This window comes from Pseudosulfitobacter sp. SM2401 (assembly GCF_042932805.1).
Classification (GTDB): domain Bacteria; phylum Pseudomonadota; class Alphaproteobacteria; order Rhodobacterales; family Rhodobacteraceae; genus Ascidiaceihabitans.
Genome location: NZ_CP170633.1, coordinates 3,898,685 through 3,923,118, shown reverse-complemented (window position 1 = coordinate 3,923,118; position 24,434 = coordinate 3,898,685). Strand labels below are relative to the sequence as shown.

The 24,434-nt window shown below is 58.1% G+C and carries 29 protein-coding genes; 16 read left to right on the top strand and 13 right to left on the bottom strand.

The window, feature by feature from the left end:
* The first annotated feature begins 16 nt into the window (after positions 1–16).
* Entirely contained in the window at positions 17–2,002 is a 1,986-nt protein-coding gene (locus ACFIO0_RS19285) for a transglycosylase SLT domain-containing protein (protein ID WP_390912022.1), read from the top strand.
* Here the strand turns inward: ACFIO0_RS19285 and ACFIO0_RS19280 are convergent.
* Together ACFIO0_RS19280 and mnmD are read right to left on the bottom strand one after the other, a co-directional pair.
* On the bottom strand, positions 1,967–2,830 hold the full coding sequence (locus ACFIO0_RS19280) for an EamA family transporter (RefSeq protein ID WP_390912021.1): 864 nt from the start codon (positions 2,828–2,830) through the stop codon (positions 1,967–1,969). The genes ACFIO0_RS19285 and ACFIO0_RS19280 overlap by 36 nt on opposite strands.
* On the bottom strand, positions 2,827–3,507 hold the full coding sequence (gene mnmD / locus ACFIO0_RS19275) for a tRNA (5-methylaminomethyl-2-thiouridine)(34)-methyltransferase MnmD (RefSeq protein WP_390915371.1): 681 nt from the start codon (positions 3,505–3,507) through the stop codon (positions 2,827–2,829). The genes ACFIO0_RS19280 and mnmD overlap by 4 nt, the downstream gene beginning before the upstream one ends.
* 56 nt (positions 3,508–3,563) lie before the next feature.
* On the opposite strand from mnmD, the gene ACFIO0_RS19270 reads away from it, so the two are divergent.
* A complete protein-coding gene (locus ACFIO0_RS19270) occupies positions 3,564–4,595 on the top strand; it encodes an FAD-dependent oxidoreductase (RefSeq protein WP_390912020.1) in 1,032 nt (343 codons plus the stop codon).
* On the opposite strand, the gene ACFIO0_RS19265 is transcribed toward ACFIO0_RS19270, so the two are convergent.
* Positions 4,585–5,382 (bottom strand): acyl dehydratase, encoded by a 798-nt coding sequence (locus tag ACFIO0_RS19265; protein WP_390912019.1) that lies wholly within the window; start codon positions 5,380–5,382, stop codon positions 4,585–4,587. The genes ACFIO0_RS19270 and ACFIO0_RS19265 overlap by 11 nt on opposite strands.
* Before the next feature lie 26 nt (positions 5,383–5,408).
* Here ACFIO0_RS19265 and ACFIO0_RS19260 point away from each other — a divergent pair, with 26 nt between their 5' ends.
* Entirely contained in the window at positions 5,409–5,825 is a 417-nt protein-coding gene (locus ACFIO0_RS19260; protein WP_390912018.1) for a VOC family protein, read from the top strand.
* On the opposite strand, the gene ACFIO0_RS19255 is transcribed toward ACFIO0_RS19260, so the two are convergent.
* From ACFIO0_RS19255 to ACFIO0_RS19245, 3 genes are all read right to left on the bottom strand, one after another.
* The gene (locus ACFIO0_RS19255) at positions 5,808–6,350 is read right to left on the bottom strand and encodes an NAD(P)H-dependent oxidoreductase (protein ID WP_390912017.1); all 543 of its coding nucleotides are present in this window, start codon (positions 6,348–6,350) and stop codon (positions 5,808–5,810) included. The two genes, ACFIO0_RS19260 and ACFIO0_RS19255, sit on opposite strands and share 18 nt — an antisense overlap.
* A 122-nt stretch (positions 6,351–6,472) precedes the next feature.
* A complete protein-coding gene (locus tag ACFIO0_RS19250) occupies positions 6,473–7,147 on the bottom strand; it encodes an OmpA family protein (protein ID WP_390912016.1) in 675 nt (224 codons plus the stop codon).
* 222 nt (positions 7,148–7,369) lie between these two features.
* Positions 7,370–8,215, bottom strand: a complete 846-nt coding sequence (locus ACFIO0_RS19245) for a methylated-DNA--[protein]-cysteine S-methyltransferase (protein ID WP_390912015.1) — start codon at positions 8,213–8,215, stop codon at positions 7,370–7,372.
* A 99-nt stretch (positions 8,216–8,314) separates the two neighbouring features.
* Between ACFIO0_RS19245 and nth the strand changes: the two genes are divergently transcribed.
* The 3 genes from nth to ACFIO0_RS19230 are packed head-to-tail and all read left to right on the top strand — an operon-like array spanning position 8,315 to position 10,541.
* Positions 8,315–8,962, top strand: coding sequence for an endonuclease III (gene nth / locus ACFIO0_RS19240; RefSeq protein WP_390912014.1), 648 nt, complete (start codon positions 8,315–8,317; stop codon positions 8,960–8,962).
* On the top strand, positions 8,955–9,947 hold the full coding sequence (locus ACFIO0_RS19235) for a PfkB family carbohydrate kinase (protein ID WP_390912013.1): 993 nt from the start codon (positions 8,955–8,957) through the stop codon (positions 9,945–9,947). The genes nth and ACFIO0_RS19235 overlap by 8 nt, the downstream gene beginning before the upstream one ends.
* A 3-nt stretch (positions 9,948–9,950) precedes the next feature.
* Entirely contained in the window at positions 9,951–10,541 is a 591-nt protein-coding gene (locus ACFIO0_RS19230; protein ID WP_390912012.1) for a GNAT family N-acetyltransferase, read from the top strand.
* Positions 10,542–10,550: 9 nt separating this feature from the next.
* Here the strand turns inward: ACFIO0_RS19230 and ACFIO0_RS19225 are convergent, their stop codons facing one another.
* Positions 10,551–11,030: a hypothetical protein gene (locus ACFIO0_RS19225; protein ID WP_390912011.1), complete on the bottom strand. Its 480-nt coding sequence runs from the start codon at positions 11,028–11,030 to the stop codon at positions 10,551–10,553.
* Positions 11,030–11,512, bottom strand: coding sequence for an RNA pyrophosphohydrolase (locus ACFIO0_RS19220; protein ID WP_390912010.1), 483 nt, complete (start codon positions 11,510–11,512; stop codon positions 11,030–11,032). Before ACFIO0_RS19220 ends, ACFIO0_RS19225 begins: the two co-directional genes overlap by 1 nt.
* A gap of 60 nt (positions 11,513–11,572) precedes the next feature.
* On the opposite strand from ACFIO0_RS19220, the gene ACFIO0_RS19215 reads away from it, so the two are divergent.
* The 6 genes from ACFIO0_RS19215 to ACFIO0_RS19190 all read left to right on the top strand — a co-directional run bounded on the left by ACFIO0_RS19215 (position 11,573) and on the right by ACFIO0_RS19190 (position 17,580).
* Positions 11,573–11,974, top strand: coding sequence for an ACT domain-containing protein (locus ACFIO0_RS19215; RefSeq protein WP_390912009.1), 402 nt, complete (start codon positions 11,573–11,575; stop codon positions 11,972–11,974).
* Positions 11,975–12,056: 82 nt separating this feature from the next.
* Entirely contained in the window at positions 12,057–14,084 is a 2,028-nt protein-coding gene (locus tag ACFIO0_RS19210) for an FAD-dependent oxidoreductase (RefSeq protein WP_390912008.1), read from the top strand.
* A gap of 50 nt (positions 14,085–14,134) precedes the next feature.
* A complete protein-coding gene (locus tag ACFIO0_RS19205) occupies positions 14,135–15,061 on the top strand; it encodes a CorA family divalent cation transporter (RefSeq protein WP_390912007.1) in 927 nt (308 codons plus the stop codon).
* Positions 15,062–15,145: 84 nt separating this feature from the next.
* Positions 15,146–15,649 (top strand): sigma-70 family RNA polymerase sigma factor, encoded by a 504-nt coding sequence (locus tag ACFIO0_RS19200; protein ID WP_390912006.1) that lies wholly within the window; start codon positions 15,146–15,148, stop codon positions 15,647–15,649.
* Positions 15,646–16,437, top strand: coding sequence for a hypothetical protein (locus ACFIO0_RS19195; RefSeq protein ID WP_390912005.1), 792 nt, complete (start codon positions 15,646–15,648; stop codon positions 16,435–16,437). Before ACFIO0_RS19200 ends, ACFIO0_RS19195 begins: the two co-directional genes overlap by 4 nt.
* A 234-nt stretch (positions 16,438–16,671) precedes the next feature.
* Positions 16,672–17,580: a LysR substrate-binding domain-containing protein gene (locus tag ACFIO0_RS19190; RefSeq protein WP_390912004.1), complete on the top strand. Its 909-nt coding sequence runs from the start codon at positions 16,672–16,674 to the stop codon at positions 17,578–17,580.
* Positions 17,581–17,676: 96 nt separating this feature from the next.
* On the opposite strand, the gene ACFIO0_RS19185 is transcribed toward ACFIO0_RS19190, so the two are convergent.
* The 4 genes from ACFIO0_RS19185 to ACFIO0_RS19170 are packed head-to-tail and all read right to left on the bottom strand — an operon-like array spanning position 17,677 to position 20,645.
* Positions 17,677–18,633, bottom strand: a complete 957-nt coding sequence (locus tag ACFIO0_RS19185; protein WP_390912003.1) for an OmpA family protein — start codon at positions 18,631–18,633, stop codon at positions 17,677–17,679.
* Complete coding sequence (locus ACFIO0_RS19180; protein ID WP_390912002.1) at positions 18,630–19,199, bottom strand: peroxidase-related enzyme; 570 nt, start codon at positions 19,197–19,199, stop codon at positions 18,630–18,632. The genes ACFIO0_RS19185 and ACFIO0_RS19180 overlap by 4 nt, the downstream gene beginning before the upstream one ends.
* Positions 19,200–19,203: 4 nt before the next feature.
* A complete protein-coding gene (locus tag ACFIO0_RS19175; protein ID WP_390912001.1) occupies positions 19,204–19,926 on the bottom strand; it encodes a GNAT family N-acetyltransferase in 723 nt (240 codons plus the stop codon).
* Positions 19,923–20,645 (bottom strand): molybdopterin-binding protein, encoded by a 723-nt coding sequence (locus ACFIO0_RS19170; RefSeq protein ID WP_390912000.1) that lies wholly within the window; start codon positions 20,643–20,645, stop codon positions 19,923–19,925. Before ACFIO0_RS19170 ends, ACFIO0_RS19175 begins: the two co-directional genes overlap by 4 nt.
* A gap of 46 nt (positions 20,646–20,691) precedes the next feature.
* Here ACFIO0_RS19170 and sfsA point away from each other — a divergent pair, with 46 nt between their 5' ends.
* From sfsA to ACFIO0_RS19155, 3 genes are read left to right on the top strand one after another with little or no spacing between them, the layout of a single operon-like run.
* Entirely contained in the window at positions 20,692–21,396 is a 705-nt protein-coding gene (gene sfsA / locus ACFIO0_RS19165; RefSeq protein ID WP_390911999.1) for a DNA/RNA nuclease SfsA, read from the top strand.
* A gap of 55 nt (positions 21,397–21,451) precedes the next feature.
* On the top strand, positions 21,452–22,264 hold the full coding sequence (gene map / locus ACFIO0_RS19160; protein ID WP_390911998.1) for a type I methionyl aminopeptidase: 813 nt from the start codon (positions 21,452–21,454) through the stop codon (positions 22,262–22,264).
* Complete coding sequence (locus tag ACFIO0_RS19155) at positions 22,257–23,627, top strand: M20/M25/M40 family metallo-hydrolase (RefSeq protein ID WP_390911997.1); 1,371 nt, start codon at positions 22,257–22,259, stop codon at positions 23,625–23,627. Before map ends, ACFIO0_RS19155 begins: the two co-directional genes overlap by 8 nt.
* On the opposite strand, the gene ACFIO0_RS19150 is transcribed toward ACFIO0_RS19155, so the two are convergent.
* A complete protein-coding gene (locus ACFIO0_RS19150; protein WP_390911996.1) occupies positions 23,624–24,061 on the bottom strand; it encodes a MarR family transcriptional regulator in 438 nt (145 codons plus the stop codon). The two genes, ACFIO0_RS19155 and ACFIO0_RS19150, sit on opposite strands and share 4 nt — an antisense overlap.
* Before the next feature lie 123 nt (positions 24,062–24,184).
* Here ACFIO0_RS19150 and ACFIO0_RS19145 point away from each other — a divergent pair, with 123 nt between their 5' ends.
* Positions 24,185–24,409, top strand: coding sequence for a hexameric tyrosine-coordinated heme protein (locus ACFIO0_RS19145; RefSeq protein WP_390911995.1), 225 nt, complete (start codon positions 24,185–24,187; stop codon positions 24,407–24,409).
* The last annotated feature ends 25 nt before the right edge of the window (positions 24,410–24,434 follow it).

Sequence of the window (24,434 nt, the reverse complement as noted above, 5' to 3'; positions counted from 1 at the left end):
CTTGCTGTGATAGGAAATGCAAGTGATCTCACGATTTGGTACCCGTTTTTGGCTATGTTTGGCCCTGATATTTGGCCTCTGTAGCGTCGCTGTCGCAGAACGCCCGCGTCCGCTTGGGTGGGCGATGGATGCAATGCGCGCAGGCAACTGGGACACTGCGGCAACTTTGGCCACAAAGGATGGGGCTGTCGCCGCGGACGTTATCGAATGGCACCGCTTGCGGGCGGGGCGCGGATCATACGAAGATGTTCGTAATTTTCTGGCCCGTCGCACCGATTGGCCCGGCGAGGCATTGTTGCGCCGCAAATCCGAAGATGCCGTGATCAAGGCTGGTGACGATGCTGTGCTGGCATTTTTCGCAGCGCAAGCACCCCAAACCCCGCGCGGCGTACTGGCCTATGCGGCAGCGCAAACTGCGGCCGGCCAAACCGGCGAGGCCCAAGCCACCGTTGTTCTGGCATGGCGCACGATGGAGATGAACGACACCAGCCACGCCCGTTTCATGGCCGAGCACAGCGACGTGCTGCTGAACCATCACGAAGGGCGCACGAACAACATGCTGTGGGAAGGATCCCTAACCGACGTACGTCGCATGTTCGATCTGATCCCCACCGCCCAGGTAAAACTGGCCCGTGCGCGGATTGCCTTGCAAAACCTAAGCGGCGATGCAAACGCGTTGATTGATGCCGTTCCAGAGGCATTGCAGAACGATGCAGGCCTTGCCCACGACCGATTCGTGTGGCGCGCGCGCAAGGGGCGCAGTGCGTCGGCCAAGGATTTGTTGATCGCAACGTCGACCAGCGCCAAAGCCCTCGGACAGCCCGAACAATGGTCAAACCGCCGCCGGTCTTTGGCCCGGGATGAAATGCGGGACGGCGATGCAAAACGCGCCTACACGATCGCCTCGCAACATTTTCTGACGGGCGGGTCTGCCTACGCTGATCTGGAATGGCTTGCGGGTTTCATCGCCCTGCGCAAACTGGATGATCCAAAGACCGCCCTGACCCATTTTCAAAACCACCGCAGCGTCATCGAAAGCCCGATTTCACGCGGCCGCGCAGGGTACTGGATTGGCCGCGCACACGAGGCAATGGGCGACATTGCGGCCGCCGATCAAGCTTATGCAGACGGGGCGCAGTTCCAGACGTCGTTCTACGGATTGCTGGCTGCCGAGCGTGCTGATCTGCCGTTCGACAGTGACCTTGCAGGCCGCGCAGCAATCCCCGACTGGCGCACATCTGCCATGGCGAACGATCCGTTGTTCGAGGCCGGATTACTGTTGCAAGCCTCGGGTGAACTGGACGTGGCCGAACGGTTCTGGACGCATTACGCCGAACAATTAGACGAAGCCGCCGCCGCTCAGTTGGGCCAAGCCGCCATCGATGCAGAGCAGCCGCACCTTGCCGTAATGATCGGCAAACGGGTCGCCTATCGTGGCATCACGTTGGCCGCGCCCTACTACGCGCTTCACCCCTTGGCGCAGGCAAAATTGCCCATGGCCGCAGAAATGTCGCTGGCCATCGCACGTCGCGAAAGCGAATTTGACCCGATAGTCCAAAGCGGCGTTGGCGCGCGTGGCTTGATGCAAATCATGCCCGCCACAGCAAAAGAAGTTGCACAAGGCTTGGGGCGTTCCAGCGAACATTCGACCGGACGATTGACCAGTGATCCTGTCTACAACGCTGAACTTGGGTCCAAATTTTTGTCGACCTTGGCGGGTCGTTTTGACGGCAACGTTGTGATGATGTCTGCAGCCTACAACGCGGGGCCCAGCCGGCCAATCCGCTGGTCGGGTTTGTACGGTGATCCGCGGTCCGCAAACGTCGATGTCATCGATTGGATCGAACAGATCCCGTTCCGCGAAACCCGCAACTACGTGATGCGCGTCACTGAAAGCCTGCCGATCTACCGCGCGCGGTTGGGCAAAGACCCGTTGCCGGTGCCCTTCAGCGACGAGATCAAAGGCTCAACTTTGAAGGCGTTCGCGCCAAAAGGTGAATAGGCCTGCTGCCACAACGATGACGGCCCCGAGGGCGACGTTCAATTCCACCACTTCGCCAAAGACGCTGACGCCAACAATTGTCCCGAACACGAGGTGGAAATAGGCGAATGGCTGGACCGCGCTCGCCTCTGCCAGCTCGTAACATTTGATCAACAGCCAGTGGCCAATTGCGCCCGTGATGCACAGCACGCCCATCCACATCCAGTCGGTTGGGATCATCGGTTCCCACATCCAGATGGCGATCGCGGTCATGAACACGCAGCCCACCGTGCCGGTCCAGAAAAAGCTGGTCGCAGTGCTGTCTTGGCGCGCCGCAAAACGGGTCATCAGCGCGTAGGCTGCGAACATCACGGCGGACAACAGAGGCAGGATGCTTGCGAGATCGAACACGCCCATCCCCGGCTTCAGGATGATCATCACGCCGATGAACCCCACGCCGATCGCCGCCCAGCGCCGCCAGCCAACGGTTTCACCCAAGACAGGACCAGACAGCGCCGCCACAATCAGCGGATAACAAATAAAGATCGCCAGTGAATCGACGAGCCCCAGATAAGTGAATGCAAGAATGCCGACGCAGACTTCGGCCGCCAGCAACACGCCCCGCGCGATTTGCAAGATCGGCTGTTGCGTTGTCGCCGCTTTGCGCAGCCCCCCCGCCTGCCGTATCGCAATCGCGATCACGAACGTTGCAAAAAACCAATAGCGCAGCATCACGATCATCAGCACGTTGTATTCCGACGCCAAATGCCGCGACACCCCGTCTTGCAGCGACAGCACAAAAGTCGAAGCGATCATCACCAAAATTCCGAGGCGGGTGCTGTTGGTCATGTGCCTGCTTTCATCTGCGCCACTGTCATGTGGATTTTGCGACCGAAACCTTTGGCGCGTGTGACGTCAAAACCTGCGTCCTGCAATCCGCGCCGCACAAAACCCGCCGACGTGTAGGTCGCAGCGGTGCCTGTTTGGGTCGTGTGATCCGCGACGGATTGCATCAGGTCGGGCGACCACAGTTCGGGGTTCTTGGCTGGCGAAAACCCGTCCAAAAACCACGCATCTGCCTGCCCGTTCCAATCGGGCAACGCTGTGCGCGCGTCACCGATGATGACCTCTAGAATGACATCGCCAAAATCGTGTGTCCAACCGCCAGCACGCAAAGCCGACATTAGCTCGGTCCGCACAACTGTCACTTCGGGGAACAACGCGAGGGCGGCATCCATGTCGTCCAACGTCATCGGAAAGGCCTCAAAACTGGTGAAGCGCAAAACGCCCTGCGCCCCGGATGCGCGCCATTCCATCAGCGTTGCCAGAAAATTCAAACCCGCGCCAAACCCCAGTTCAGCCACATGAAACCCGTCCACAAAACGTGCGGGCAGACCGTTGCCCCGCAGAAAGACATAGCGTGCTTCTTCCCACCCGTTTTTCAGGCTGAAGTACGGATCATCAAAATCCACGGACACCGGCACGCGACCATCTGTCCAAGTTAGCTTTGCGCGCTGGTTGTGCACCTCGGACCTCTGTATCATTAGGCAACTCAGCGCGACTGTGCAGAAAGGCCAAACGATTGACAACTGCTGACATCACTGTGCGCGGCGCAGGCATCTTTGGGCTGTCGATTGCATGGGCGTGCGTGCGCCGTGGCGCGCGGGTTCAGATCATTGACCCGAACGGTGCCGCGTCGGGCAGCAGCGGTGGCATTGTGGGCGCATTGGCGCCTCATGTGCCGGAAAAATGGGACGTAAAAAAGCAGTTCCAGCTGGACAGCTTGCTGATGGCACGGGCGTTCTGGTCCGAGATCGAAGACACCTCGGGCACTGCATCCGGCTATGCCCGCACCGGGCGTTTGCAACCGATCCTGAACGCGCGCGGATTGGAACTGGCAAAGACCCGTGGACAAAACGCAACCGAACTGTGGGGCGCGCATGCGACGTGGTCGGTACTGCCCTCCTCAGACGCACCCTGGGGGCCAACCAGCCCGACTGGCTATCTGGTTCACGACACGCTGAGCGCGCGCATTCATCCGCGCATGGCCTGCGCAGCACTGGTGGCGGCGCTGGCGACCAAAGGCATTCGTGTCAAAACCGACGGTGTGGATCAGGGTCAAACCCTGTGGGCGACGGGCGTTCCGGGGCTAGAAAAAATGAGCAAAACCTACAGCCGTCTGATCGGTGCCGGTGAAAAGGGGCAAGCCGCCTTGCTGCAATTTGACGCCCCGGATGCCCCGCAAATCTACGTCGACAACGTGCACATCATTCCGCATGCAAACGGCACTGTCGGGATCGGATCCACGACCGAGCGGTACTTTGACGCGCCCTTTGAAACGGACGACCAGTTGGATGCGCTGATCGAACGCACGCGCGCCGCGTTGCCGGTTTTGGCCGACGCGCCGGTCCTTGAACGCTGGGCAGGCTTGCGCCCCAGATCGCATAATCGCGCGCCGATGTTGGGCGCGTGGCCTGACCAAAAACGGCATTTTATCGCCAACGGTGGATTCAAAATCGGGTTCGGCATCGCACCCAAAGTAGCCGAAGTCATGGCCGATCTGATGTTGGAAAACCGCGACGCGATCCCCGAGGCATTCGGCGTTACGCTGTAGCTTGCATGCACTGGCGGCCATCCGGCCCACGTACCCAGAATTCACGGCCTTTGCGGCACAGAGTTGCTGTTTCGAAATGCATCAACGGGGCCGTGGCGCGGAACGTGAATTCACTGAGCGGACCCAGTGCGCTTTCGGCCATCAGCATCAAATGTTGGGCCAACAGCGGGCCATGCACGACCAAGCCGTCGTAACCTTCGACCGAACGCGCGTAGGGCAAATCGTAATGGATGCGGTGGCCGTTGAACGTCAGCGCGGAATAGCGAAACAGCAGCGTCGCATCGAATGAAACCTCGATGGCCTGGTCCTCGTCTGTACGAGCGATTGGGGCGACGGGGCGCGGGGCGTCCGGGGCCGGATCCTTACGATAAACCAAGTCTTGCCATTCGCTGATGCAGCACGCGTCATCCTGCCAAATGTCGTGGCGCAGGGTGACAAACGCCAACGGCCCTGTGCGCCCGTCCTTGCGATCCGCTTTTTCACACACACTGACACGGTGGGCAGCGATTCCCGCCCGCAAAGGTGAGTGGAACGCGAGCCGTCCACCGGCCCACATCCGACGCGGCAGACCCATGTCGGGGATCAAACCACCGACTTTAGGATGCCCGTCACGGCCCAGTTGATCAGGCGGTTGTGGGGTCCAGAAATACAGTTGGTGGAAAAACGGCGGCAAGACATCGCCCTGCGCAATTGACGGGTTTTGCCCCAAGGCAACTTGCATCGCTGTGGCGCGGGCCACGTCCATCACATCGCTTTGACTTGCGCTGGCAGTTGGATCAAAATTCATATGAATTGGATAAGGAAAACCAAACCATGCGGCAATCCCCTTCGCTGTCCGGCCTTGATCATCTGGTGCTGACAGTGCGCGATATTGAAAAAACCTGCGCATTTTACGCAACCGTTTTGGGGATGCGCGTGCAGGAATTTCCAGTCGCGGATGGGACAACCCGAAAGGCGTTAAAATTCGGCGCGCAAAAGATCAACTTGCACCACGCGGGGGCGGAATTTGAACCAAAGGCCGCACACCCAACGCCCGGCAGCGCTGATTTGTGTTTTCTGAGCGAAACGTCAATCGCTGAATGGTCGAGCCACCTTGCAACCTTGGGCGTTCAAATCGCAGAAGGCCCCGTGCCACGCACCGGAGCCTGCTTTGCCATTGTGTCGATTTACATTCGTGACCCCGATCAAAACCTGATCGAAATTGGCACGAGGCTAGCGACCGATCTCTGAGCGCAAGGCCGCCATGAGGGCCGTCAAATCTTTGACATAAGCATCACCGATCAACTGGCCTGTTTCATCAAACGCCTCATAGCTGGCGGCCAGATGCACCTCTGGGCCCTGCAAAATTCGAGGGCGGAATGGCACCAGAAAACCGCGCAACACCATTTGCGCACGCTCGCCGCCTGACCGTCCTGCAGCGGCAGACATGATCGCCACGGGCTTGTCCGCCCAAGGGGCACCGTCCGTCCGGCTGACCCAATCCAAAGCGTTCTTTAACGCGCCTGACGGGCCTTTGTTGTATTCTGGCGTGGACATAATCACCGCATCGGCCGCTGCGATTTGATCCGACAACAGTTGCGCTGCATCAGGCACGCCGTCCGCCTGTTCGACATCCCCGTCATACAACGCCATTTCAATTCTGGCCTCGTTATAGTCGCAATCGCCAAACAATCGCGCCGCTTCGCGCAACAACATCCCATTGGTTGCCGCCTTGCGCAGTGATCCGGAAATTCCCAAAATTTTCAGCTGTGCCATTGATTTACCTCTTTGAACTCGTCTGCCCTTAACCTTGCAACGCGAACCCCACAAAGCAAGAGACCCCAAAGAAACTTTGGGGCCTTTCGATCACACACTGAGTGTGCAGATTTTCACATCGATTAGGACGCGTTGGGCAAAATCACGATCTCGACGCGACGGTTTTGCGATTTGCCTGCCGGATCCAGATTGCTTGCAACCGGTTGGTTTTCACCGCGGCCGTAGGTCTGAATGCGCGAGAACGGGATGCCCGCGTCCAGCAGAATATCGGCAACCGCATTGGCGCGACGTTCGCTAAGTTGTTGGTTGGATGCCGCATCGCCGTCACTGTCGGTGTGTCCGACGATCTGGATTGTCGAATTCGGGTAGGCCTGCAAGTTGCTGGCCACTGCGCCCAAATCCCGGCGCAAATCCGAACGCACAGCAAAGCTGCCAGAGGCGAACAGAATGTCTTGTGGCAAGGTCACGATCAAACGATCACCCGTGTTCTGGATCGTCACGTTGTCGTTGCCCAGATCACGGCGCAGGTCAGCCTCTTGCTTGTCCAGCGAATAGCCGACGCCAGCACCAACACCGGCACCCACGAGGCCACCGGTAATCGCGCCTTTTGCACGGTCGTCTTTGTTGCTGACCAAAACGCCCAAAATCGCGCCAGCTGCGGCACCGACTGCGGCCCCTTGTTTGGTCTTTTGATTAGGATCGTTCGGATTACCACCCAACGAGGCCGGGTCCGTACATGCGCCAAGCGCCATCGCGCCACACAGCGCAAAAAGAATAGGGGATTTCATAAGTCTCATTTTCTACTGCCTTCAAATCATGCGGCTCCGTTCGGGCGGGCCTTGTTGTGATTACACTCTATATGGCAATGCGCCCGACACAAAATAAGGGGAAATTTGGATCGGCGACATCCCGCCCACAATATTTACGGCTTAAAACGGCTCAGCGTGCGGCAAAACGTAATCTCTGAACAGAGATTACAGACATCGTATCACCCCGACAGGGGTGGCAATAGGATCAGGTCACGCCTCTGCGCGCGCCGCCTCGTAGGCCAGCATTGCGCGTTTCATCGGCAGCCCCCAATGATACCCGCCCAACGCGCCGGATTTGCGCAACGCGCGGTGGCACGGGATCAACCAGCTGACAGGGTTGCGCCCGATCGCGGTCCCGACAGCACGCACAGCCCTTGGGTTGCCCACCTGTTCGGCGATGTCAGAATAGGTTGTGACCTGTCCCGTTGGCACGCACAGCAGCGCCTCCCACACTTTGATCTGGAACGGCGCGCCGATCAGATGCAGCGGCGCTTTTTCCCCCACCTTTCCAAAAGCCGAAGCGACCCAAGGCCGCAGTCGATCCGCATCCTCGATAAATTCTGCGTTCGGCCAGCGTTTTGCCAAATCTGCAAAGGCCGCGTCTTCGCCAATTTCTCCGGCCAGCCCCAACCCGCAAATTCCGCGTGTGGTTCCCATCACGATGGCACGCCCAAACGGGCTGTCAAACCATCCCCAGAAAATCTGCAAACCGGCACCGCCCTTGGCGTATTCACCGGGGCTCATCGCCTCCCACCTTAGAAACAAATCGTGCAAGCGCCCTGACCCCGACAGGCCCGCCGCGTGGGCCGTTTGCATGGTGCTGACTTGTGCTGCCAACATCGCCTTGGCGTGGCCCAGCGTCAGATATTGCTGGTACCGCTTTGGCGACACCCCAACCCACCGACTGAACACGCGCTGGAAATGCGGCGCACTCATGCCCATTTGCGCTGCGAGGGCATCAAGGCTTAGCGGTTCGTCCGCCGCATCAATCAGTTCAATCGCGCGCGCCATGACGCCGTAGTGATAGCCGCTGGTCTGTTCATCATTCTGTATCATAGAGCAAATCTAACCAGCCAAGCCCGTCCAAGCGACCCGATATTTGCGCAAATCGCACAATGCTTGCAGGGGCCTGCGCAAACAGGCATAGAACGGCCCATGGTAAAACAACTTGGCTATCATCGTATTCGTGAGATATTCACGCGCTTTCAACAGCATGACCCCGAACCCGAGGGCGAGCTGGAGCACGTGAACGTCTACACTTTGGTCGTGGCCGTGGCCCTGTCTGCGCAGGCGACCGACGTTGGCGTGAACAAAGCCACGCGCGCGCTGTTCCAGATCGCTGACACGCCGCAAAAAATGCTCGACCTTGGCATTGACGGGCTGACCGATCACATCAAAACCATCGGGCTGTTTCGCCAAAAAGCCAAGAACGTGATCAAGCTGAGCGAGATCCTCGTGAACGACTACGGCGGCATTGTCCCCAATTCACGCGCCGCCCTGCAATCGCTGCCCGGTGTGGGCCGCAAAACTGCAAACGTGGTTCTGAACATGTGGTGGCGCCAGCCTGCCCAAGCCGTCGATACGCATATTTTCCGCGTTGGCAACCGCACAGGCATCGCGCCGGGTAAAACTGTCGATGCAGTCGAACGCGCCGTCGAAGACAACATTCCAGCCGATTTTCAACTTCATGCCCATCACTGGTTGATCCTGCATGGGCGCTATCACTGCAAGGCCCGCAAACCGATGTGCAAAACCTGCATCATCCGCGATCTCTGCGACTTTAAGGACAAAAACTATGACTAAGTACCAAGTGGTCGGCATCGGTAACGCCGTTGTTGACGTGATTACCCAGTGCTCCGAAGCGTTCCTCGTCGACAACAAGATCGACAAAGGCATCATGCAACTGGTCGAAACAGACCGGTCCGAAGCCTTGTTTGGCGCGATGACAGGCGACCGCGTGCAGACCCCCGGCGGGTCGGTTGCAAACACGATTTCCGGCATCGGGTCGTTGGGCTTGCCCACAGCCTTTATCGGGCGTGTGCGCGACGATGAATTGGGCCTGTTTTACGCTAAATCCATGGCAGACGAAGGCACCGAATTCGTCAACGCCCCTGTATCGGACGAAGACTTGCCAACATCACGTTGCATGATCTTTGTAACGCCGGACGGCGAGCGTTCGTTGAACACTTACCTTGGGATTTCGACAAACGTGGGGCCAGCCGATGTGCCAGACGGCGTCGCCAGCGACACAAAAATTATGTTCCTCGAGGGTTACCTCTTTGACAAAGACCAAGGCAAACAAGCCTTTCTTGAGGCATCGCGCCAAACCCGTGCTGCAGGTGGCATGGCCGGTATCGCGATTTCCGATCCGTTCTGCGTCAACCGTCACCGCGCCGATTTCCTGCGCATGATCGGCGACGAACTGGATTTCGTGATGGGCAACGAGGCTGAATTGAAATCCTTGTTCGAAACCGACGATCTAGAAGACGCGCTGGCGAAAACCGCAGCCATGTGTCCGCTGGTTGTGTGCACACGATCTGGTGACGGCGTGACGATCATTCGCGGCGACGAACGTGTCGATGTGCCCGTGACTAAGGTCGTTCCGGTAGACGCAACCGGTGCAGGCGATCAATTCGCCGCCGGCTTTATCTACGGCCTCGCGACTGGTGCAACTTTGGAAACTTGCGGCAAGATGGGCAACGCCTGCGCGGCCGAAGTCATCAGTCACATCGGGCCGCGCCCTGTGGTGTCGATGATGGATACCTTCAAATCCAAAGGACTGGTCTAAACCATGCTCAGGGACGGGTATCACGACGTTGCAAACGACAAATTGGCGGTCGTTGTGACCCAACTGGAAATGCGCGCGCGGGCCGATACACGGCCTGTGCCAGCCCCGTCAGGCGTCACGCTGCGGCGGGTCGAAACCCCGAGCCTCGAGTGGTACCGGTCAATCTTTTCCCGGATCGGGGCGGATTGGCTTTGGGTGTCGCGCACGGTGATGTCGGACGCAGACCTCAGCGCGATCATTCACGACAAGAACATTCACATCTGGACGCTTAGCAAAGATGGCGCTGACGAAGCCCTGTTAGAACTGGATTTCCGCACGCCGGGCGAATGCGAACTGATGTTTTTCGGGCTGACCAGTGCTTTGATTGGCACGGGCGCGGGCCGTTTCCTGATGAACACTGCGATCGAAACCGCATGGGCTGCGGGTATCTCGCGGTTTCACCTGCACACCTGCACAGGCGACAGCCAGCAAGCGATGCAATTTTACGTGCGCAGCGGTTTTGTCCCGATCAAACGGAAAATTGAGATTTTCGATGATCCGCGCAAATCAAACGGTTGGAACCCAAGCCTGGCACCGCATCTACCGGTGCTCTGAAGTTCGACCTTAGAATTCAGGGCTGCATTTTGCGCCATTCATGCAGGCCGTCGCTGTGTCTAACATCTGCGGCGTTGGTTTTGAAAACACCGCCGAATAGCAGGGGTCAACGCTCAGCGTGTATCCCGCGTCGGTCTTTTTCATAAATGCCAAGTGTTCGGTCCCGCTGGTCACGGAGCCACACCACGGACCAAAGCAGCGCAATTCAATCGTGATCAGTTGGTCGAAGGTCGTCACGAACCCAGCCTTGGACAAGGATTGCCCCGACAACGTCGCAGGGATCAACGTCAGCTTTGGGGCGTTGTTCGGGTTCTTGGGTCTTTGCGGGATTTTGCGTTCATCAAAGGTCAGCTCGCCACTGACAACCACGTACAGTTCCTCGGCGTCTTGCGCATATCCAAAGCTACGTTCCACCGATGGCGGAATGCAGGATAGGGCCATCGCTTGGGCCGGAACAAGGACAGACAGGGCAATAGCAAACAGGCGCATTACAAGTACTCTTTGAATTCTTCCACTACAGATACATAAACATCGCGCTTGAACGGTACAATGTTATCCACCAAATCAGCGGACTTCAGCCAGCGCCATTCCGAGAATTCCGGGTGTTCAGTCTGGATATTCACATCTGCATCGCTGCCCTTAAAACGCATCAGAAACCACTTTTGCTCTTGGCCGCGATAGCGCCCTTTCCACAGTTTCATGATCAATTCGCGTGGCAGGTCATAGGGAATCCAGCCGGCACTGACCGCGATGATATCCACCAGATCGGGCGAAATCCCCGTCTCTTCTTCTAGCTCGCGCAGGGCGGCGGCCTCGGCCTCTTCGCCTTTGTCGATCCCGCCTTGGGGCATCTGCCACGCGGCCACCGCATTGTCGCGGCGTTGCCCGACGAACACTTCGCCGTGTTCATTCAAAACCATAAGGCCCACGTTTTGGCGATAGGGCAGTTTGGCGATCTCTTCGGGTGTCATGGGCGTGCTCCTCGTGCTAGCGTTTTGACGTGTAACACGAAGAAACCCAAAGGACAGCAGATGACCGGCGAAACCAATTTGAACACGCTACTGGGTACCATGAGCGCCGACCTGATCGACGATCTGTTCGTTTTCGTGACCCTCAAGGATCGCACGATGCCTGACGGGTTGTCCCCGCGCATGATGTTTCAAGAGGCCGAAGGGATCACCTTGATCCTCACGCAAGCCCAAGCGCAGGCACACGACCTGCCCTTTGAATTTCCGTGCCGCATGATCACATTGAACATTCACTCAGCACTCGAGGCTGTCGGGTTCATCGCCCACATCGCCACCGAACTTGCCAAGCAGGACATGGGCGTGAACCCGGTTGCGGGTTTCTTTCACGACCACCTGTTTGTGCCGGATGGGCGCGAACAAGACGCGCTAACGGTCATTTCGAAGATCGCTGCCGCCCACAGCTGACCCATGACGTTAGGTTGTGCGTGACATCGACACGGGCTTTGGGCGATCTACCTAACAACTCGAAATTAAGGGAGCCGTCACAATGTCCGCCTATCCACACCTGCTTGCCCCGCTCGATCTTGGCTTTACCACGTTGAAAAACCGCGTGTTGATGGGGTCGATGCACACCGGCCTTGAAGAAACCAAAGACTGGAACCGCGTCGCTGAATTTTACGCCGAACGCGCGCGCGGCGATGTGGGTTTGATGGTCACAGGTGGGATCGGGCCGAATTTGGAAGGCTCCGTTCTGCCCGGTGCCGCGATGATGACCACGGACGAAGACGTCGCGAACCATTCGATCGTCACGGACCGTGTGCACGAAGCAGGGGGCAAAATCGCGATGCAAATTCTGCACGCGGGGCGCTATGCCTACGGCCCGATGTGCGTGGCCCCGTCGCCTGTGAAATCCCCGATCTCGCCGTTCCCTCCGGCGGAACTGGACGAAGACGGCATCGAAAAGCAGATCCAGGACATTGCAGACACCGCGGCCCGCGCACGCAAAGCTGGCTACGATGGCGTCGAAATCATGGGGTCCGAAGGGTATTTCCTCAACCAGTTCCTTGTCACTCACACCAACAAACGCACCGACCGTTGGGGTGGCAGTTACGAAAACCGCATGCGCCTGCCGATCGAAGTGATCAAGCGCACGCGCGCCGCAGTTGGCGACGATTTCATCATCATCTACCGTCTGTCGATGATTGATCTGGTGCCGAACGGATCGACCCACGACGAAGTTGTCCAGCTGGCCAAAGAAGTCGAAAAAGCAGGGGCCACGATCATCAACACCGGCATCGGCTGGCACGAGGCGCGCATCCCGACGATCGCAACGTCTGTTCCACGCGCCGCGTTCGCGTGGGTCACCAAGAAACTGATGGGTCAGGTGAACATCCCCGTCATCACGTCCAACCGCATCAACACGCCAGAGGTCGGCGAAGAGGTCCTTGCCACAGGTTGCGCCGACATGGTGTCGATGGCGCGCCCGATGCTGGCCGACGCACATTTCGTGGCCAAAGCGGCTGCGGGCAAGGCCGACCAGATCGCGCCGTGCATCGCCTGCAACCAAGCGTGCTTGGATCACACATTTGGCGGCAAGATTTCGTCCTGCCTCGTGAACCCACGCGCCTGTTACGAAACTGAATTGGTCATTGAACCGTCCAGCGGCAAAAAGAAAATTGCCATCGTGGGCGCGGGTCCTGCGGGGCTGTCGACGGCCATGGCCGCCACGGAACGCGGACACGCGGTCACTGTTTTTGACAAATCTGACGAAATTGGTGGCCAGCTGAACATGGCCAAACAAGTCCCCGGCAAGGAAGAATTCTGGGGCCTTGTCGATTGGTACCGCACGATGGTTGCCGATATGGGGATCACGGTCGAATTGGGCCGCGAAGTGTCCGCCAACGACCTGACCGGCTTTGACGAAGTTATCGTCGCCACGGGCGTCATCCCGCGTGACACCGCCATTCCAGGTCAAGACGGCGCAAACGTTCTCAGCTACATCGACGTGCTGCGCCACAAGGCGCCCGTCGGCAAACGCGTGGCCGTGATCGGCGCCGGTGGCATCGGCTTTGACGTGTCCGAATTCCTCGCGCACGAAGGCGACAGCCCGACAGAAAACCTGCCCCTGTGGATGGAAGAATGGGGCGTCACCGACCCTGCGCAACACCGTGGCGGTTTGGCCCCGGAAGGTCCAAAACCCCACGCGCCCGCCCGCGAGATCACCTTACTGCAACGCAAGGCGCAAAAGCACGGCAAAGGCTTGGGTAAAACCACAGGCTGGATTCACCGCGCGGCGTTGAAAATGAAAGACGTGAATTTTGTCGGCGGCGTAAACTACGAACGCATCGACGATGCCGGCCTGCACGTGTCATTCGGCGAGGCGCGCGAAAACCCGACATTGATCGAGGTCGACACAATCGTGATGTGCGCCGGTCAAATCTCACAACGCACACTTGCGGACGAACTTGAAGCCAAAGGCGTGTCTTGCCACGTAATCGGCGGCGCGGATGTCGCGGCCGAACTGGACGCCAAGCGCGCAATTGACCAAGGCACCCGCCTTGCTGCCACGTTGTAAGCGCCACAGTAATCAGGCAAGTTGGGCGGGATAAAAACTGGATCTCGCCCATGCCGATTTGTGCCTTTGATATTGCCGACGACGGGACCGCCACTGCGGTTCACGATATCGCCCCCACAGGCAACGCCGCCTACCGGTGGTGGCACTTTGATCTGACCGATCCTGATTTGCCAGATTGGGCGGCAGCGCATGTTCCCGAATTGCCCGCCGCCGCCTTGTTGCAATCCCAAACCCGCCCGCGCTGTGACCGTTACGCCGACGGGTTGATCCTGAACCTGCGCGGCGTGAATTTGAACAGCGATGGGCCCACCGACCAAATGGTGTCGGTGCGATTGTGGGTCACCGATAAAACTGTGGTCACGGTTCGGGTCCGCAAAGTCTTTGCTTTGGATGACATCCGCCAATCTTGCGCAAACGGGACGGCCCCTGCTTCACCCTCAGATTTTGTAAACGTCCTGTCATGCGCATTGTCGCGCCGTGTTCAGGATGTGGTGTTTGATTTGGCCGATCGGGTCGAGCAGATCGAAGAAGACCAGGGCGGTTCTGCCGTCGCGCTACCTGCTGACATGGGCGAGTTGCGCCGCCAAGCGATTCGCCTGCGCCGCTATCTGGGACCGCAACGTGACGCTCTTTTGCGGCTAACGGATGCGATGCAAGGTGACAGTGCCGCCCAGCGCGAAGTTGCGAACCAGACGATCCTGCACGTCGAAGAACTCGATTCACTGAACGGGCGGCTTGGGGCCTTGCAAGACCTCCACGACAGCCAGACCAGCGCCCTGCACGGGCGTAACAGCTATGTTTTGTCGATCGTCGCGGCGGTGTTCCTGCCCCTTGGGTTTTTGACCGGTGTCTTTGGCGTGAACGTCGGCGGCATGCCGGGTGTCGAAAGCCCGATGGCATTCACCCTTTTGTGTCTAGGCATGGCCGCGTTGGGCGTGATCCTGATGGCCGCCCTGCGATGGTTGCGCTGGATATAGCCGCAGCACTCGGGTAACACTCAGCCCAACGATCAAGGACACAACGCTATTTCACCCGAGTCTCAGGCCCAAGTCCACAATGACATGAACGCGGTTTTCCCGCGCTTGTGGCGCTATTGCATGGCCGTGACCGGGCAGCGTGACTGGGCCGATGACCTGGCCCAAGCGACCTGCCTGCGCGCAATCGAACAAGCCGACAAATTCGAGGCAGGCACGCATCTGGACCGCTGGATGTTTCGCATGGCGCAACGGGTGTGGCTAAACGAGTTGCGATCCCGAAAGGTGCGCATCGGCAAAGGCGTGGTTCCGGTCGAAGATGTGGACCTGCGCGACGATAAACCAGATTCAGAAACGAATATATTTGCCCGTGACGTGTTATCTCAGGTGAACGCCCTACCTGTGGGCCAGCGCCAATCGGTGCTTTTGGTCTACGTCGAGGGGTTCAGTTACAAAGAAGCGGCCAACATCATGGAAATCCCGATCGGAACCGTGATGAGCCGCCTTGCTGCGGCGCGCCGCGTCATTGTTGCCGCGATGCCAAAAGATGAAGACCAAAAGACCGACGCCGGCAAAGGGGCCGCAGAATGATACACGAGGCACACTTCACGGACCAACAGTTGACCGCCTACCTTGACGGGGAAGCAGGCGAAAACCTGTGTGTGGCCATTGATGCGGCTTTGGAAACGAATGACGCGTTGGCCGATCAGATCGCGGCGTTGGATATCGACAAATCCGCGCTGACAACACTGTTCAGCACCGTTCTGGATGACGCCCCTGCGATGCCTGATCTGAAAAAGCAGCAAAAGCAGGCGACCAAAGCCGCGAATAAAAATGTGCGCCCAAGTTTTCTTGGCAGTTTTGCGTTGGTCGGTACGGGCATTGCCGCAGGTGTTGCGATGATGCTGTTCCTGCCGGATCTATTGCCTGCTCAACCCAAAGCCCCCGGTTGGAAAGCCGTCGTTGCCAGCTACCAATCGCTGTATTCCAACGAAACCCTGATGGCGAAATCGCCCAGCGACGCCGAAGCCTCTGCCCAACTGGCCGTCGTTTCCGCCGCTTTGGGTGCGGACATTTCGCAATTGCCACAGGTTCAGGGGTTGGATTTCAAACGCGCTCAGGTTCTTGGGTTCAACGGCAAACCGCTGATCCAGCTTGCCTTTACCCGCCCCGATGGCACGCCGGTTGCGCTGTGCATCATTGCGGCCAAATCCAATGACGCCAAAGCCATGGTGCCCGAAACGATCCAAGGCATGGCCGCAGCCAGCTGGAACCGCGACGGCTTGGCCTACTTGTTAATCGGCGGCGATCAAGGTGATGTCACCGCATCCGAGGCACAAGCGTTCGAGGCTTGGGCCGGAACCGTGTCCGACATCTAAGCCACCTTACTGCCACAACCGCCCATCCAACGCGCATGCCCAATGCCCACGTGTTCTATGGGCTTCTGCCAAATCTCGGGCATTGGAAACGGATCGTTTCGTTGTTTCCGTGCCACGAACGATCCCTGCAATAACCTTGGCATTGTCCCACCCCCGCCCCGATTGTGCCCAGATTGACCGCGATACAAGGTCCAAGAAACGAGCATTAATCGAATTTGTTGAAGGGAACGGCCAATGGACCGCCTTACTGAAATGGAAGCTTTTGCCACGGTCGTAGACCAAGGTGGCTTTACCGACGCGGCCAAGAAGATGGGCATCTCAAAGTCCGCCGTCTCTAAACACGTCTCATCGCTAGAGGCCCGCCTTGGTGCGCGCCTTTTGAACCGGACAACACGTCGTGTGTCGCCAACCGAAATCGGTCTTGCCTATTACGACCGTGCCCGCCGCGTCCTGAATGACGCCGGTGAAGCGGACGCGCTGGTGACGTCCATGCAATCCGCCCCATCGGGTTTGTTGCGCATCTCGGTTGCGACGGATTTCGGGGTCAATCATTTGTCCCCCGCGCTGTCCGAATTCCTAGAAGATTTCCCGGACATTACCGTCAACATGGTCCTGAACAACCGCTACGTTGAACTGATTTCCGAAGGTTTTGACATGGCCGTGCGCATCGGAGAGCTGGAAGACAGCACCCTGCGGGCCCGCAAATTGACGGAAACCACCAAGCGCATGATCGCATCACCTGCCTATTTTGAAAAATACGGGCGCCCTGAAAAGATCGACGATCTGAATGATCACAAGCTGTTGCATTACTCGAACCAATCGTCGGGCAACATGTGGAAACTGACGGCCCCGTCCGGTGAAAAACGCCAAGTGCGCACCGCAGGCTGGCTGTCTGTCAACGATGGTCAATCATTGCTGAACGCGGCCATTTCCGGTCTCGGGATCGCCTATTTGCCTAGCTACCTTTACGCTGATGCGATGGAACAAGGTCTGGTTGTTGACGCCATTCCAGAACTGCCGATGGAAACCCAAGGCATCTACGCGGTCTATCCGCCCGGGCGCTTTACACAGCCAAAAGTCCGCGCGTTCATCGACTTTCTCGTACATGAATTCGCTGAAAAAGGCCCATCCGTCTGGTCCTGATCTAGCTGAACAAGATTTTCCAACCTCCCCTCGGAAAACCACCTGAAACCCCGGTGCATTCATTTCGCATCGGGGCTTTTTCGTATCGTCAGGGGTTTAATTGAGGGGCAGAATGATCGCCTCGACGCGGCGATTGGCTTCGCGCCCGGCCTTGTCGAGATTGGATGTTAGGGGCGAAAGATAGCCCATCCCTTCGGCGTCGAGACGTGCAGGTGCTACCCCGTAGGTTTCGATCAATCGCGCCCGCACCGATGCCGCGCGTCTTTTGGACAGGGCAATGTTGTTGTCCAGTGAACCGACGCTGTCCGTATGCCCCACCAACGCCACGCGCACATCGTCACGCGTTTTCAAAAAATCCGCGATGGATTTGAGCACCGGAAACGGGCCTGCGCCCAAGTCAGAGGTACCTGTGGCGAAATCCAATCCATCCAACACGACAGAACCTGTGGACAGCAAAACCGTCTCGAACGGCGCACTGGTCCCATCGGGTGTGACGCCGGTCGGCACGCTTGCGCCCGTCTTGATTTGGCCGGTGTCGCCGTCCAATTGGCCCGCTTGGATGATTTGCACATGCGACGCCGTATCGGACGCGCTGACCAACAATCCGACCACCTGATCAGGGTTGGCATCGGTTCCTTTGATCCCAAGCACAAAGCGGTAAGCGCGGATGTTCACAAACATGCTGGGGGCCGGCATTACTTCGGTCCCGAACCGGAAATCAAAACCGCCGCAAGTGCGATGATCGCAGTCCAGAACCACCTGATACCCCGCCTCTTGCAGTTGATCGCGCAAAGGCGCCAAGACTTGCAAAGTGGTCAATCCCGGGGATGCAATTTTCCACGCGGATCGCCGGACTGCGCCTTCGATCAGGCGGGTTTCTAGCGTGCCATTTTCAAACGGGCCAATCGGGGCGGCATAGCTGTCCAGCTTGCTGTTTCGTTCAATCGTCTTCCGCGCGTTCTGGGGCAAGACCAGATCAAGCGCCGCAGCCGGCAGCGACACAGACATCAACGCAAGTGAAAGCAGCCCGCACCGGACCTTTGCAGAGATCATCGGTGCTGCGCGTGATAGGCGTCATTAGGGCGCATATCGATGCCGCTGGCGACGCGGTTGGTCATGTTGAAAAAGCCGACAACCGACGCCAAATCAAAGATGTCACGATCGCTAAGGCCCACATCACGCAAGGCTTGGCGGTCACTTTCGGTGGTTTTCGCGCTGGCAATGGTCAGGTTTTCAGTGAATTCCAAAACGGCCGTCATGCGCGCATCCAAATCCGCTGCACGCCAGTTCATCACCATCTGTTCGCCCAAGATCGGATCACCAGACAACTGACGCACCGCAGCACCATGCGCTGTCAGGCAGTAAAAGCATTTGTTGATCGACGACACGACGACCGCGATCATTTCGCGCTCGAGCTTGGACAGACCAGATTCGGCCAACATCAGATCATTGTACATCGCCGTGAACGCATCCAGCTTGGCGATATCAAAGGCATACGATTGCAGCACATTCGGGATCATCCCCAGCTTGTCCTGACAGATGTCGAAATACTTTTGCGTATTTTCGGGCAGCGGGTCGGCCATTGGCAGATCAAGGGCGTGGGGTTTGGCGTAACTCATCCAATTATCCTTTTGGCAGATGGCGGTAGTGATAGCCGCCGATTTCACTAAATCCTAATCCAGCGTACAGCGCATTTGCGCCTGCATTGGCGCGCGTGGTCATCAGCGCGATTGTATCAGCACCTTGGGATTGCCCCCAAAACGCAGCTTGGCGCATCATCCAAACGGCGACGCCCATGCGACGCTGGTGGGGTAAAACCTCGACTGCGTGCACCATGCAAATGCGGTCGTGCAGCCCGGCAAACGCGACACCGGCTGGTTTTTCGTTCCAACGCGATAAAATGCCCGTTTTGGTTTTGGCACGCGCCATAATGTTCAGACGGGCAGGACCAATGCCGCCTTTGGCCCAAATCTCGTTCATGATCGCCAGTGGTTCCCAGACGCAAAACGTGGTGACGCGCGGGATCGCAATGTCAGTCAGCATGTCGATGGGCGCAACGTAAATCACCGTCTCGTCCAGCACCTCGTACCCGCGCGCATCCAGCAACGCATCAAGGGCGTCGTGGCCATTGCGAATCTGGAACCGCGGCACTTGGCCAAGGGCGCGCATCGCCTGTTCAGCGTTTGTGATATCTGCATCCGTGACCGGCTGGTCTTGCGTGGCAGAGGACACACGCCCACCGCCGCCCTGCCCCTCGCGCAGGGTCAGCGGGCCATCTTGCCAGACCCGCGCAGGCGGCCACGTGGCGTCGGTCGCCGCATAGATATTGTCCATCGTCACGCTCATGCAGGAAACGCCAGCGCCAGTTCGGCAATCGCTGTATCCACCCGTACGCCGTCGGTCCCACGGATCACGATGTTCGCGCCGTATTTGCCGTCTTTTTGATAGGGATAACTGCCCAGCGACAAATCAGGATAGGTCTTGGCCAGCATGCCCAGCGGCCCTGCAATGTCGCCTTCGCCCCGTTCAATCCGCAAGGTTTTGGAAATCAGCGGATCACCCCCCGTCAAGGTCGGCAAAACCGTCGCAACCATCGCCTGAAATACCGCAGGCACACCGGCCATCACGTGCACGTTCCTGATCGTGAAACCGGGGGCGACGGACACAGGATTGTCGATCAACGCAGCACTGTCGGGAATGCGCGCCATCCGCAGGCGCGCCTCGTTCAGCTCGACGCCCTGTTTGTCATAATGCGCCTGCAACAGCGCGCGGGCATCGGGGCGCACGTCGATTTTATCACCAAAGGCTTCGGCCATGCAATCTGCCGTAATATCATCGTGGGTCGGGCCGATGCCGCCTGATGTGAACACCGTTTCATGGGCATCTGACAGCGCGCGCACCGCCGATACGATCGCGGCAGGATCATCGCTGACCACGCGGACTTCGCGCAGATCGATGCCTGCCTCGGTCAATTGTCCGGCAAGATAATGCATGTTTGCATCGCGCGTGCGGCCGGACAGGATCTCGTCTCCGATCACAAGCATTGCAGCCGAGGGATTCGCCATATTAGACTCCTTGAGACGGTTCGCCCTTAGGTATAGGCCTGCGGTCATGCGCTTTCAAACCGATCTTGTCCCCGCCCGCCTTATTCGTCGCTACAAACGGTTTTTGGCCGATTGCAGACTGGACGACGGTCGTGAAATCACCGCCCATTGCGCCAACCCCGGTTCAATGATGGGGATGAAAGACGAGGGGATCAAAGTTTGGCTGGAACCCAATGATGACCCCAAGAAAAAGCTAAAGTTCGGCTGGCGGTTGATTGAACACGAGAACGGGCATTTTACGGGTGTTGATACGTCTGTTCCCAATCGGGCGCTGCGCACGGCCTTGGAAAACGGCGAGATTGAAGGGCTTTCCGCCTACAAAACCGTGCGACCCGAGGTGAAATACGGCGAGAATTCCCGCATCGATTTCCTGCTGACCCAAGACGGGTTGCCAGATGCCTACGTCGAGGTGAAATCCGTGACGCTGAACCGCGAACCGCAGTTGGCAGAATTCCCCGACAGCGTGACCACGCGCGGGGCCAAGCACCTGAACGAGTTGGCCAATATGGTGGCCTTGGGGCACCGCGCGGTCATGCTGTATCTGGTGCAACGCACCGATTGCACGCGTTTTGGTCTCGCGCAGGACATCGATCCCAAATACCACGCCGCCTACATTGCGGCGCGTGCAGCAGGTGTTGAAACGCTCTGCATCGGCACACACATCAGCCCTGATGAAATCACAATCGCTGACCCACTGAAAATCGATATCTAGCCCTTTGCGCATAGGCGCGCTAAATACAAAGCAACACAATTTCGGAGCCGACCCTTTGAACACTGAAAACCGTGGCCGCCTGACCAAAGACGGCATTCGCATTTATGACCCCTCCGACAGCGCCGGAATGTTGGCTGCAGGCAAGCTTGCCGCGCAGATTCTGGACGCCATGTCAGAGCATGTCTTTGTTGGTCAAACGACTGCCGCCATCGACAAGGTCATCACCGACATGGTGGACGCGGCGGGCGCGAAATCAGCGACCATCGGGTACAAAGGCTATCAACACGCGTCGTGCATTTCGGTGAACCACGTGGTCTGTCACGGCATCCCAGGCGACAAGAAACTGAACGACGGCGACATCGTCAACATCGACGTCACCGTCATTGTGGATGGCTGGTTTGGCGACACCTCGCGCATGTATGTGGCAGGCAAATTGCCACGCAAAGCCGAACGCCTGATCCAAGTCACCCACGATTCCTTGATGCTGGGGATTGAGGCCGTCAAGCCGGGCAACACTTTTGGTGACATCGGTCACGCGATCCAAGCCTACGTGGAAAGCCATCGCATGTCGGTTGTGCGCGATTTCTGCGGGCACGGGCTGGGCCGTGTGTTTCACGCGCCGCCCAATGTGGTCCACTACGGCCGTCCGGGTACCGGCGCGGTTCTAGAACCCGGCATGTTTTTCACCATCGAACCCATGGTGAATTTGGGGCGCGCTGAAACCAAAACGCTCGCCGACGACTGGACCGCCGTAACCCGCGACAAATCACTGTCCGCGCAATTCGAACATTCCGTTGGCGTCACCGAAACCGGAGTGGAAATTTTCACCCTGTCGCCCGCAGGCACGTTCCACCCGACATATGGGTAAGGCGGCAGCCACAGCCGCCGCCGCGCAGTATTTCGACAGCGGGCAATTCCAGACGGAATTGGCCGCAATGCTCGCCCACCCGACAACCAGCCAGGTGGCTGAAGCGGGTGGACGATTGAGTATTTATTTATCAGAACAAATAGAACCACGGCTTGTGGCGATAGGCTGTGACGTGCTGCTTTACGACAATCCCGATCCAGCCGGTGGACCATTCCTGACGGCCACGCGCCATGAGGATACCGCCAAACCCACAGTTCTGATTTATGGCCACGGCGACGTCACGCATGGGCAGGCAGGGGAGTGGGCAAATGAAATGGATCCGTTCGTTTTATTGCAAGACGGAGACCGGTTGTACGGGCGTGGCACGGCGGACAATAAGGGCCAGCATCTGATAAATATTGCGGCGTTGGAGGCTGTTTTACAGTCCCAAGGTCACCTTGGGTTCAACGTCAAAATCGTCATGGAGATGTCCGAGGAAATCGGGTCTCCTGGTCTTGGCGCGTTCTTTGAGGCGCAAAAAGAGTTGCTGAGCGCCGATGTTTTGATCGCCTCGGATGGGCCGCGATTGCAACCCGATAGACCGACGATGTTTATGGGATCACGCGGGGCGGTAGATTTCGATTTGACTGTCGATCTGCGGGAGGGCGCGCATCATTCCGGCAACTGGGGTGGGCTGCTGGCCGATCCGGTGCAAATGTTGTCGCACGCCATCAGCACTATTTGTGATGCGCACGGGCAATTGCAGATCGAGGCGTGGAAACCCGACAGCCTGACACCCGCCGTGCGCGCAGCGCTTGATGGATTGCCGATCCTGTCGGACAGCGGCCCGCAGATCGACCCCGACTGGGGAGAGGCAACGCTGACGCCTGCCGAGCGCGCCTACGCGTGGAACAGTTTTGCTGTTCTGGCGATCAGCAGCGGCGACATCAATGCCCCGCAAAATGCAATCAACGGGAGTGCGCGCGCGCGGTGTCAGTTGCGATTTGTCGTTGGCACCGACACGGATCAGATCGTGCCTGCTTTGCGCCAACACTTGATCGATCATGGCTTTGGAAATGTGCAAGTGTCCGAACCCGAGGGCGCGTTTCAAGCCACGCGTCTTGATCCTGATCATCCGTGGGTGGCGCGTGTTGCAGCCTCGATCACCGACACCACGGGGCAAATTCCGCACATTCTGCCCAACCTCGCAGGGTCCCTGCCCAACGCCTGTTTCACCGAGATTTTGGAACTACCGACCGTTTGGGTGCCGCATTCGTATCGCGGTTGTAGCCAGCATGCGCCGAACGAACATGTGCTGAAATCTACGTGCCGTGATGCCCTGATCCTGATGGCTGGACTATGGTTTGATATCGGGCACGGCTAGCGTGTCATTGCGTCGCGAAGCCGTGTGACGGATTGGACCAACGCCTCAAGCTCGGCCAGATCAAACCCAGTGCCCTCAACAATACAGCGGGTGATTTCGGGCGCATGGACCTGCATCGCGCGCCCGCGTTCAGTCAAGTGCACAAACACCTGCCGCTCGTCCTGTTTACCGCGCGTGCGGATAACGTGGCCCAGCGCTTCTAGCCGTTTCATCAGGGGCGTCAGCGTGTTGGTTTCCATCTTCATTCGCTCACTTAATCCACCAACGCTAAGCCCATCTTCGGCCCACAAAAACGTCAGCGCGATGTACTGCGGATAGGTCAAACCCAACTCACGCAGCATCGGCGCATAGGCACGCGTGACGGCGTGGCTGGCCGAATAGAGAGCGAAGCAAATCAGATCATCTGCTTTTGTCGGAAGCGGCTCAGCGGTCATATTTAGCTCTCCAAATTCACACGACTACATCGCGCACGATATAAATGGATTGACTCAAACGCAAGTCACTCGTATTAACATCGCACACGATTTAATCGCCAACGATAAAAGGAAATGATGAATATGAGCTGGCTCCCCTCGCTGATCACCAACACACCCGAAGACGGTTACAATCTGGCCCTCAAACTATCACGCATGGCTGTCAAAATGACCCAACCCGATGATGCCGCGCGCGCCCGAATGCGTCCGGATTACAGCAACAACGCCGACAGCCTGACGATGGCGTCCCACGTGGTTGCGACGAACTTTCAAACGGTTGCGCAGGCCAACGGCTATTGGCGCGACTGAATTCGGTGATAGTGTGCGCGCAACC

What these genes read in the sequence shown, in the direction of transcription:
- ACFIO0_RS19285 (WP_390912022.1), top strand. Translation starts at nt 17, where the DNA reads ATGCAAGTGATCTCACGATTTGGTACCCGTTTTTGGCTATGTTTGGCC.
- ACFIO0_RS19280 (WP_390912021.1), bottom strand. Translation starts at nt 2,830, where the DNA reads ATGACCAACAGCACCCGCCTCGGAATTTTGGTGATGATCGCTTCGACT.
- ACFIO0_RS19265 (WP_390912019.1), bottom strand. Translation starts at nt 5,382, where the DNA reads ATGAATTTTGATCCAACTGCCAGCGCAAGTCAAAGCGATGTGATGGAC.
- ACFIO0_RS19260 (WP_390912018.1), top strand. Translation starts at nt 5,409, where the DNA reads ATGCGGCAATCCCCTTCGCTGTCCGGCCTTGATCATCTGGTGCTGACA.
- ACFIO0_RS19255 (WP_390912017.1), bottom strand. Translation starts at nt 6,350, where the DNA reads ATGGCACAGCTGAAAATTTTGGGAATTTCCGGATCACTGCGCAAGGCG.
- ACFIO0_RS19250 (WP_390912016.1), bottom strand. Translation starts at nt 7,147, where the DNA reads ATGAGACTTATGAAATCCCCTATTCTTTTTGCGCTGTGTGGCGCGATG.
- ACFIO0_RS19245 (WP_390912015.1), bottom strand. Translation starts at nt 8,215, where the DNA reads ATGATACAGAATGATGAACAGACCAGCGGCTATCACTACGGCGTCATG.
- nth (WP_390912014.1), top strand. Translation starts at nt 8,315, where the DNA reads ATGGTAAAACAACTTGGCTATCATCGTATTCGTGAGATATTCACGCGC.
- ACFIO0_RS19235 (WP_390912013.1), top strand. Translation starts at nt 8,955, where the DNA reads ATGACTAAGTACCAAGTGGTCGGCATCGGTAACGCCGTTGTTGACGTG.
- ACFIO0_RS19230 (WP_390912012.1), top strand. Translation starts at nt 9,951, where the DNA reads ATGCTCAGGGACGGGTATCACGACGTTGCAAACGACAAATTGGCGGTC.
- ACFIO0_RS19225 (WP_390912011.1), bottom strand. Translation starts at nt 11,030, where the DNA reads ATGCGCCTGTTTGCTATTGCCCTGTCTGTCCTTGTTCCGGCCCAAGCG.
- ACFIO0_RS19220 (WP_390912010.1), bottom strand. Translation starts at nt 11,512, where the DNA reads ATGACACCCGAAGAGATCGCCAAACTGCCCTATCGCCAAAACGTGGGC.
- ACFIO0_RS19215 (WP_390912009.1), top strand. Translation starts at nt 11,573, where the DNA reads ATGACCGGCGAAACCAATTTGAACACGCTACTGGGTACCATGAGCGCC.
- ACFIO0_RS19210 (WP_390912008.1), top strand. Translation starts at nt 12,057, where the DNA reads ATGTCCGCCTATCCACACCTGCTTGCCCCGCTCGATCTTGGCTTTACC.
- ACFIO0_RS19205 (WP_390912007.1), top strand. Translation starts at nt 14,135, where the DNA reads ATGCCGATTTGTGCCTTTGATATTGCCGACGACGGGACCGCCACTGCG.
- ACFIO0_RS19200 (WP_390912006.1), top strand. Translation starts at nt 15,146, where the DNA reads ATGAACGCGGTTTTCCCGCGCTTGTGGCGCTATTGCATGGCCGTGACC.
- ACFIO0_RS19195 (WP_390912005.1), top strand. Translation starts at nt 15,646, where the DNA reads ATGATACACGAGGCACACTTCACGGACCAACAGTTGACCGCCTACCTT.
- ACFIO0_RS19190 (WP_390912004.1), top strand. Translation starts at nt 16,672, where the DNA reads ATGGACCGCCTTACTGAAATGGAAGCTTTTGCCACGGTCGTAGACCAA.
- ACFIO0_RS19185 (WP_390912003.1), bottom strand. Translation starts at nt 18,633, where the DNA reads ATGATCTCTGCAAAGGTCCGGTGCGGGCTGCTTTCACTTGCGTTGATG.
- ACFIO0_RS19180 (WP_390912002.1), bottom strand. Translation starts at nt 19,199, where the DNA reads ATGAGTTACGCCAAACCCCACGCCCTTGATCTGCCAATGGCCGACCCG.
- ACFIO0_RS19175 (WP_390912001.1), bottom strand. Translation starts at nt 19,926, where the DNA reads ATGAGCGTGACGATGGACAATATCTATGCGGCGACCGACGCCACGTGG.
- ACFIO0_RS19170 (WP_390912000.1), bottom strand. Translation starts at nt 20,645, where the DNA reads ATGGCGAATCCCTCGGCTGCAATGCTTGTGATCGGAGACGAGATCCTG.
- sfsA (WP_390911999.1), top strand. Translation starts at nt 20,692, where the DNA reads ATGCGCTTTCAAACCGATCTTGTCCCCGCCCGCCTTATTCGTCGCTAC.
- ACFIO0_RS19155 (WP_390911997.1), top strand. Translation starts at nt 22,257, where the DNA reads ATGGGTAAGGCGGCAGCCACAGCCGCCGCCGCGCAGTATTTCGACAGC.
- ACFIO0_RS19150 (WP_390911996.1), bottom strand. Translation starts at nt 24,061, where the DNA reads ATGACCGCTGAGCCGCTTCCGACAAAAGCAGATGATCTGATTTGCTTC.
- ACFIO0_RS19145 (WP_390911995.1), top strand. Translation starts at nt 24,185, where the DNA reads ATGAGCTGGCTCCCCTCGCTGATCACCAACACACCCGAAGACGGTTAC.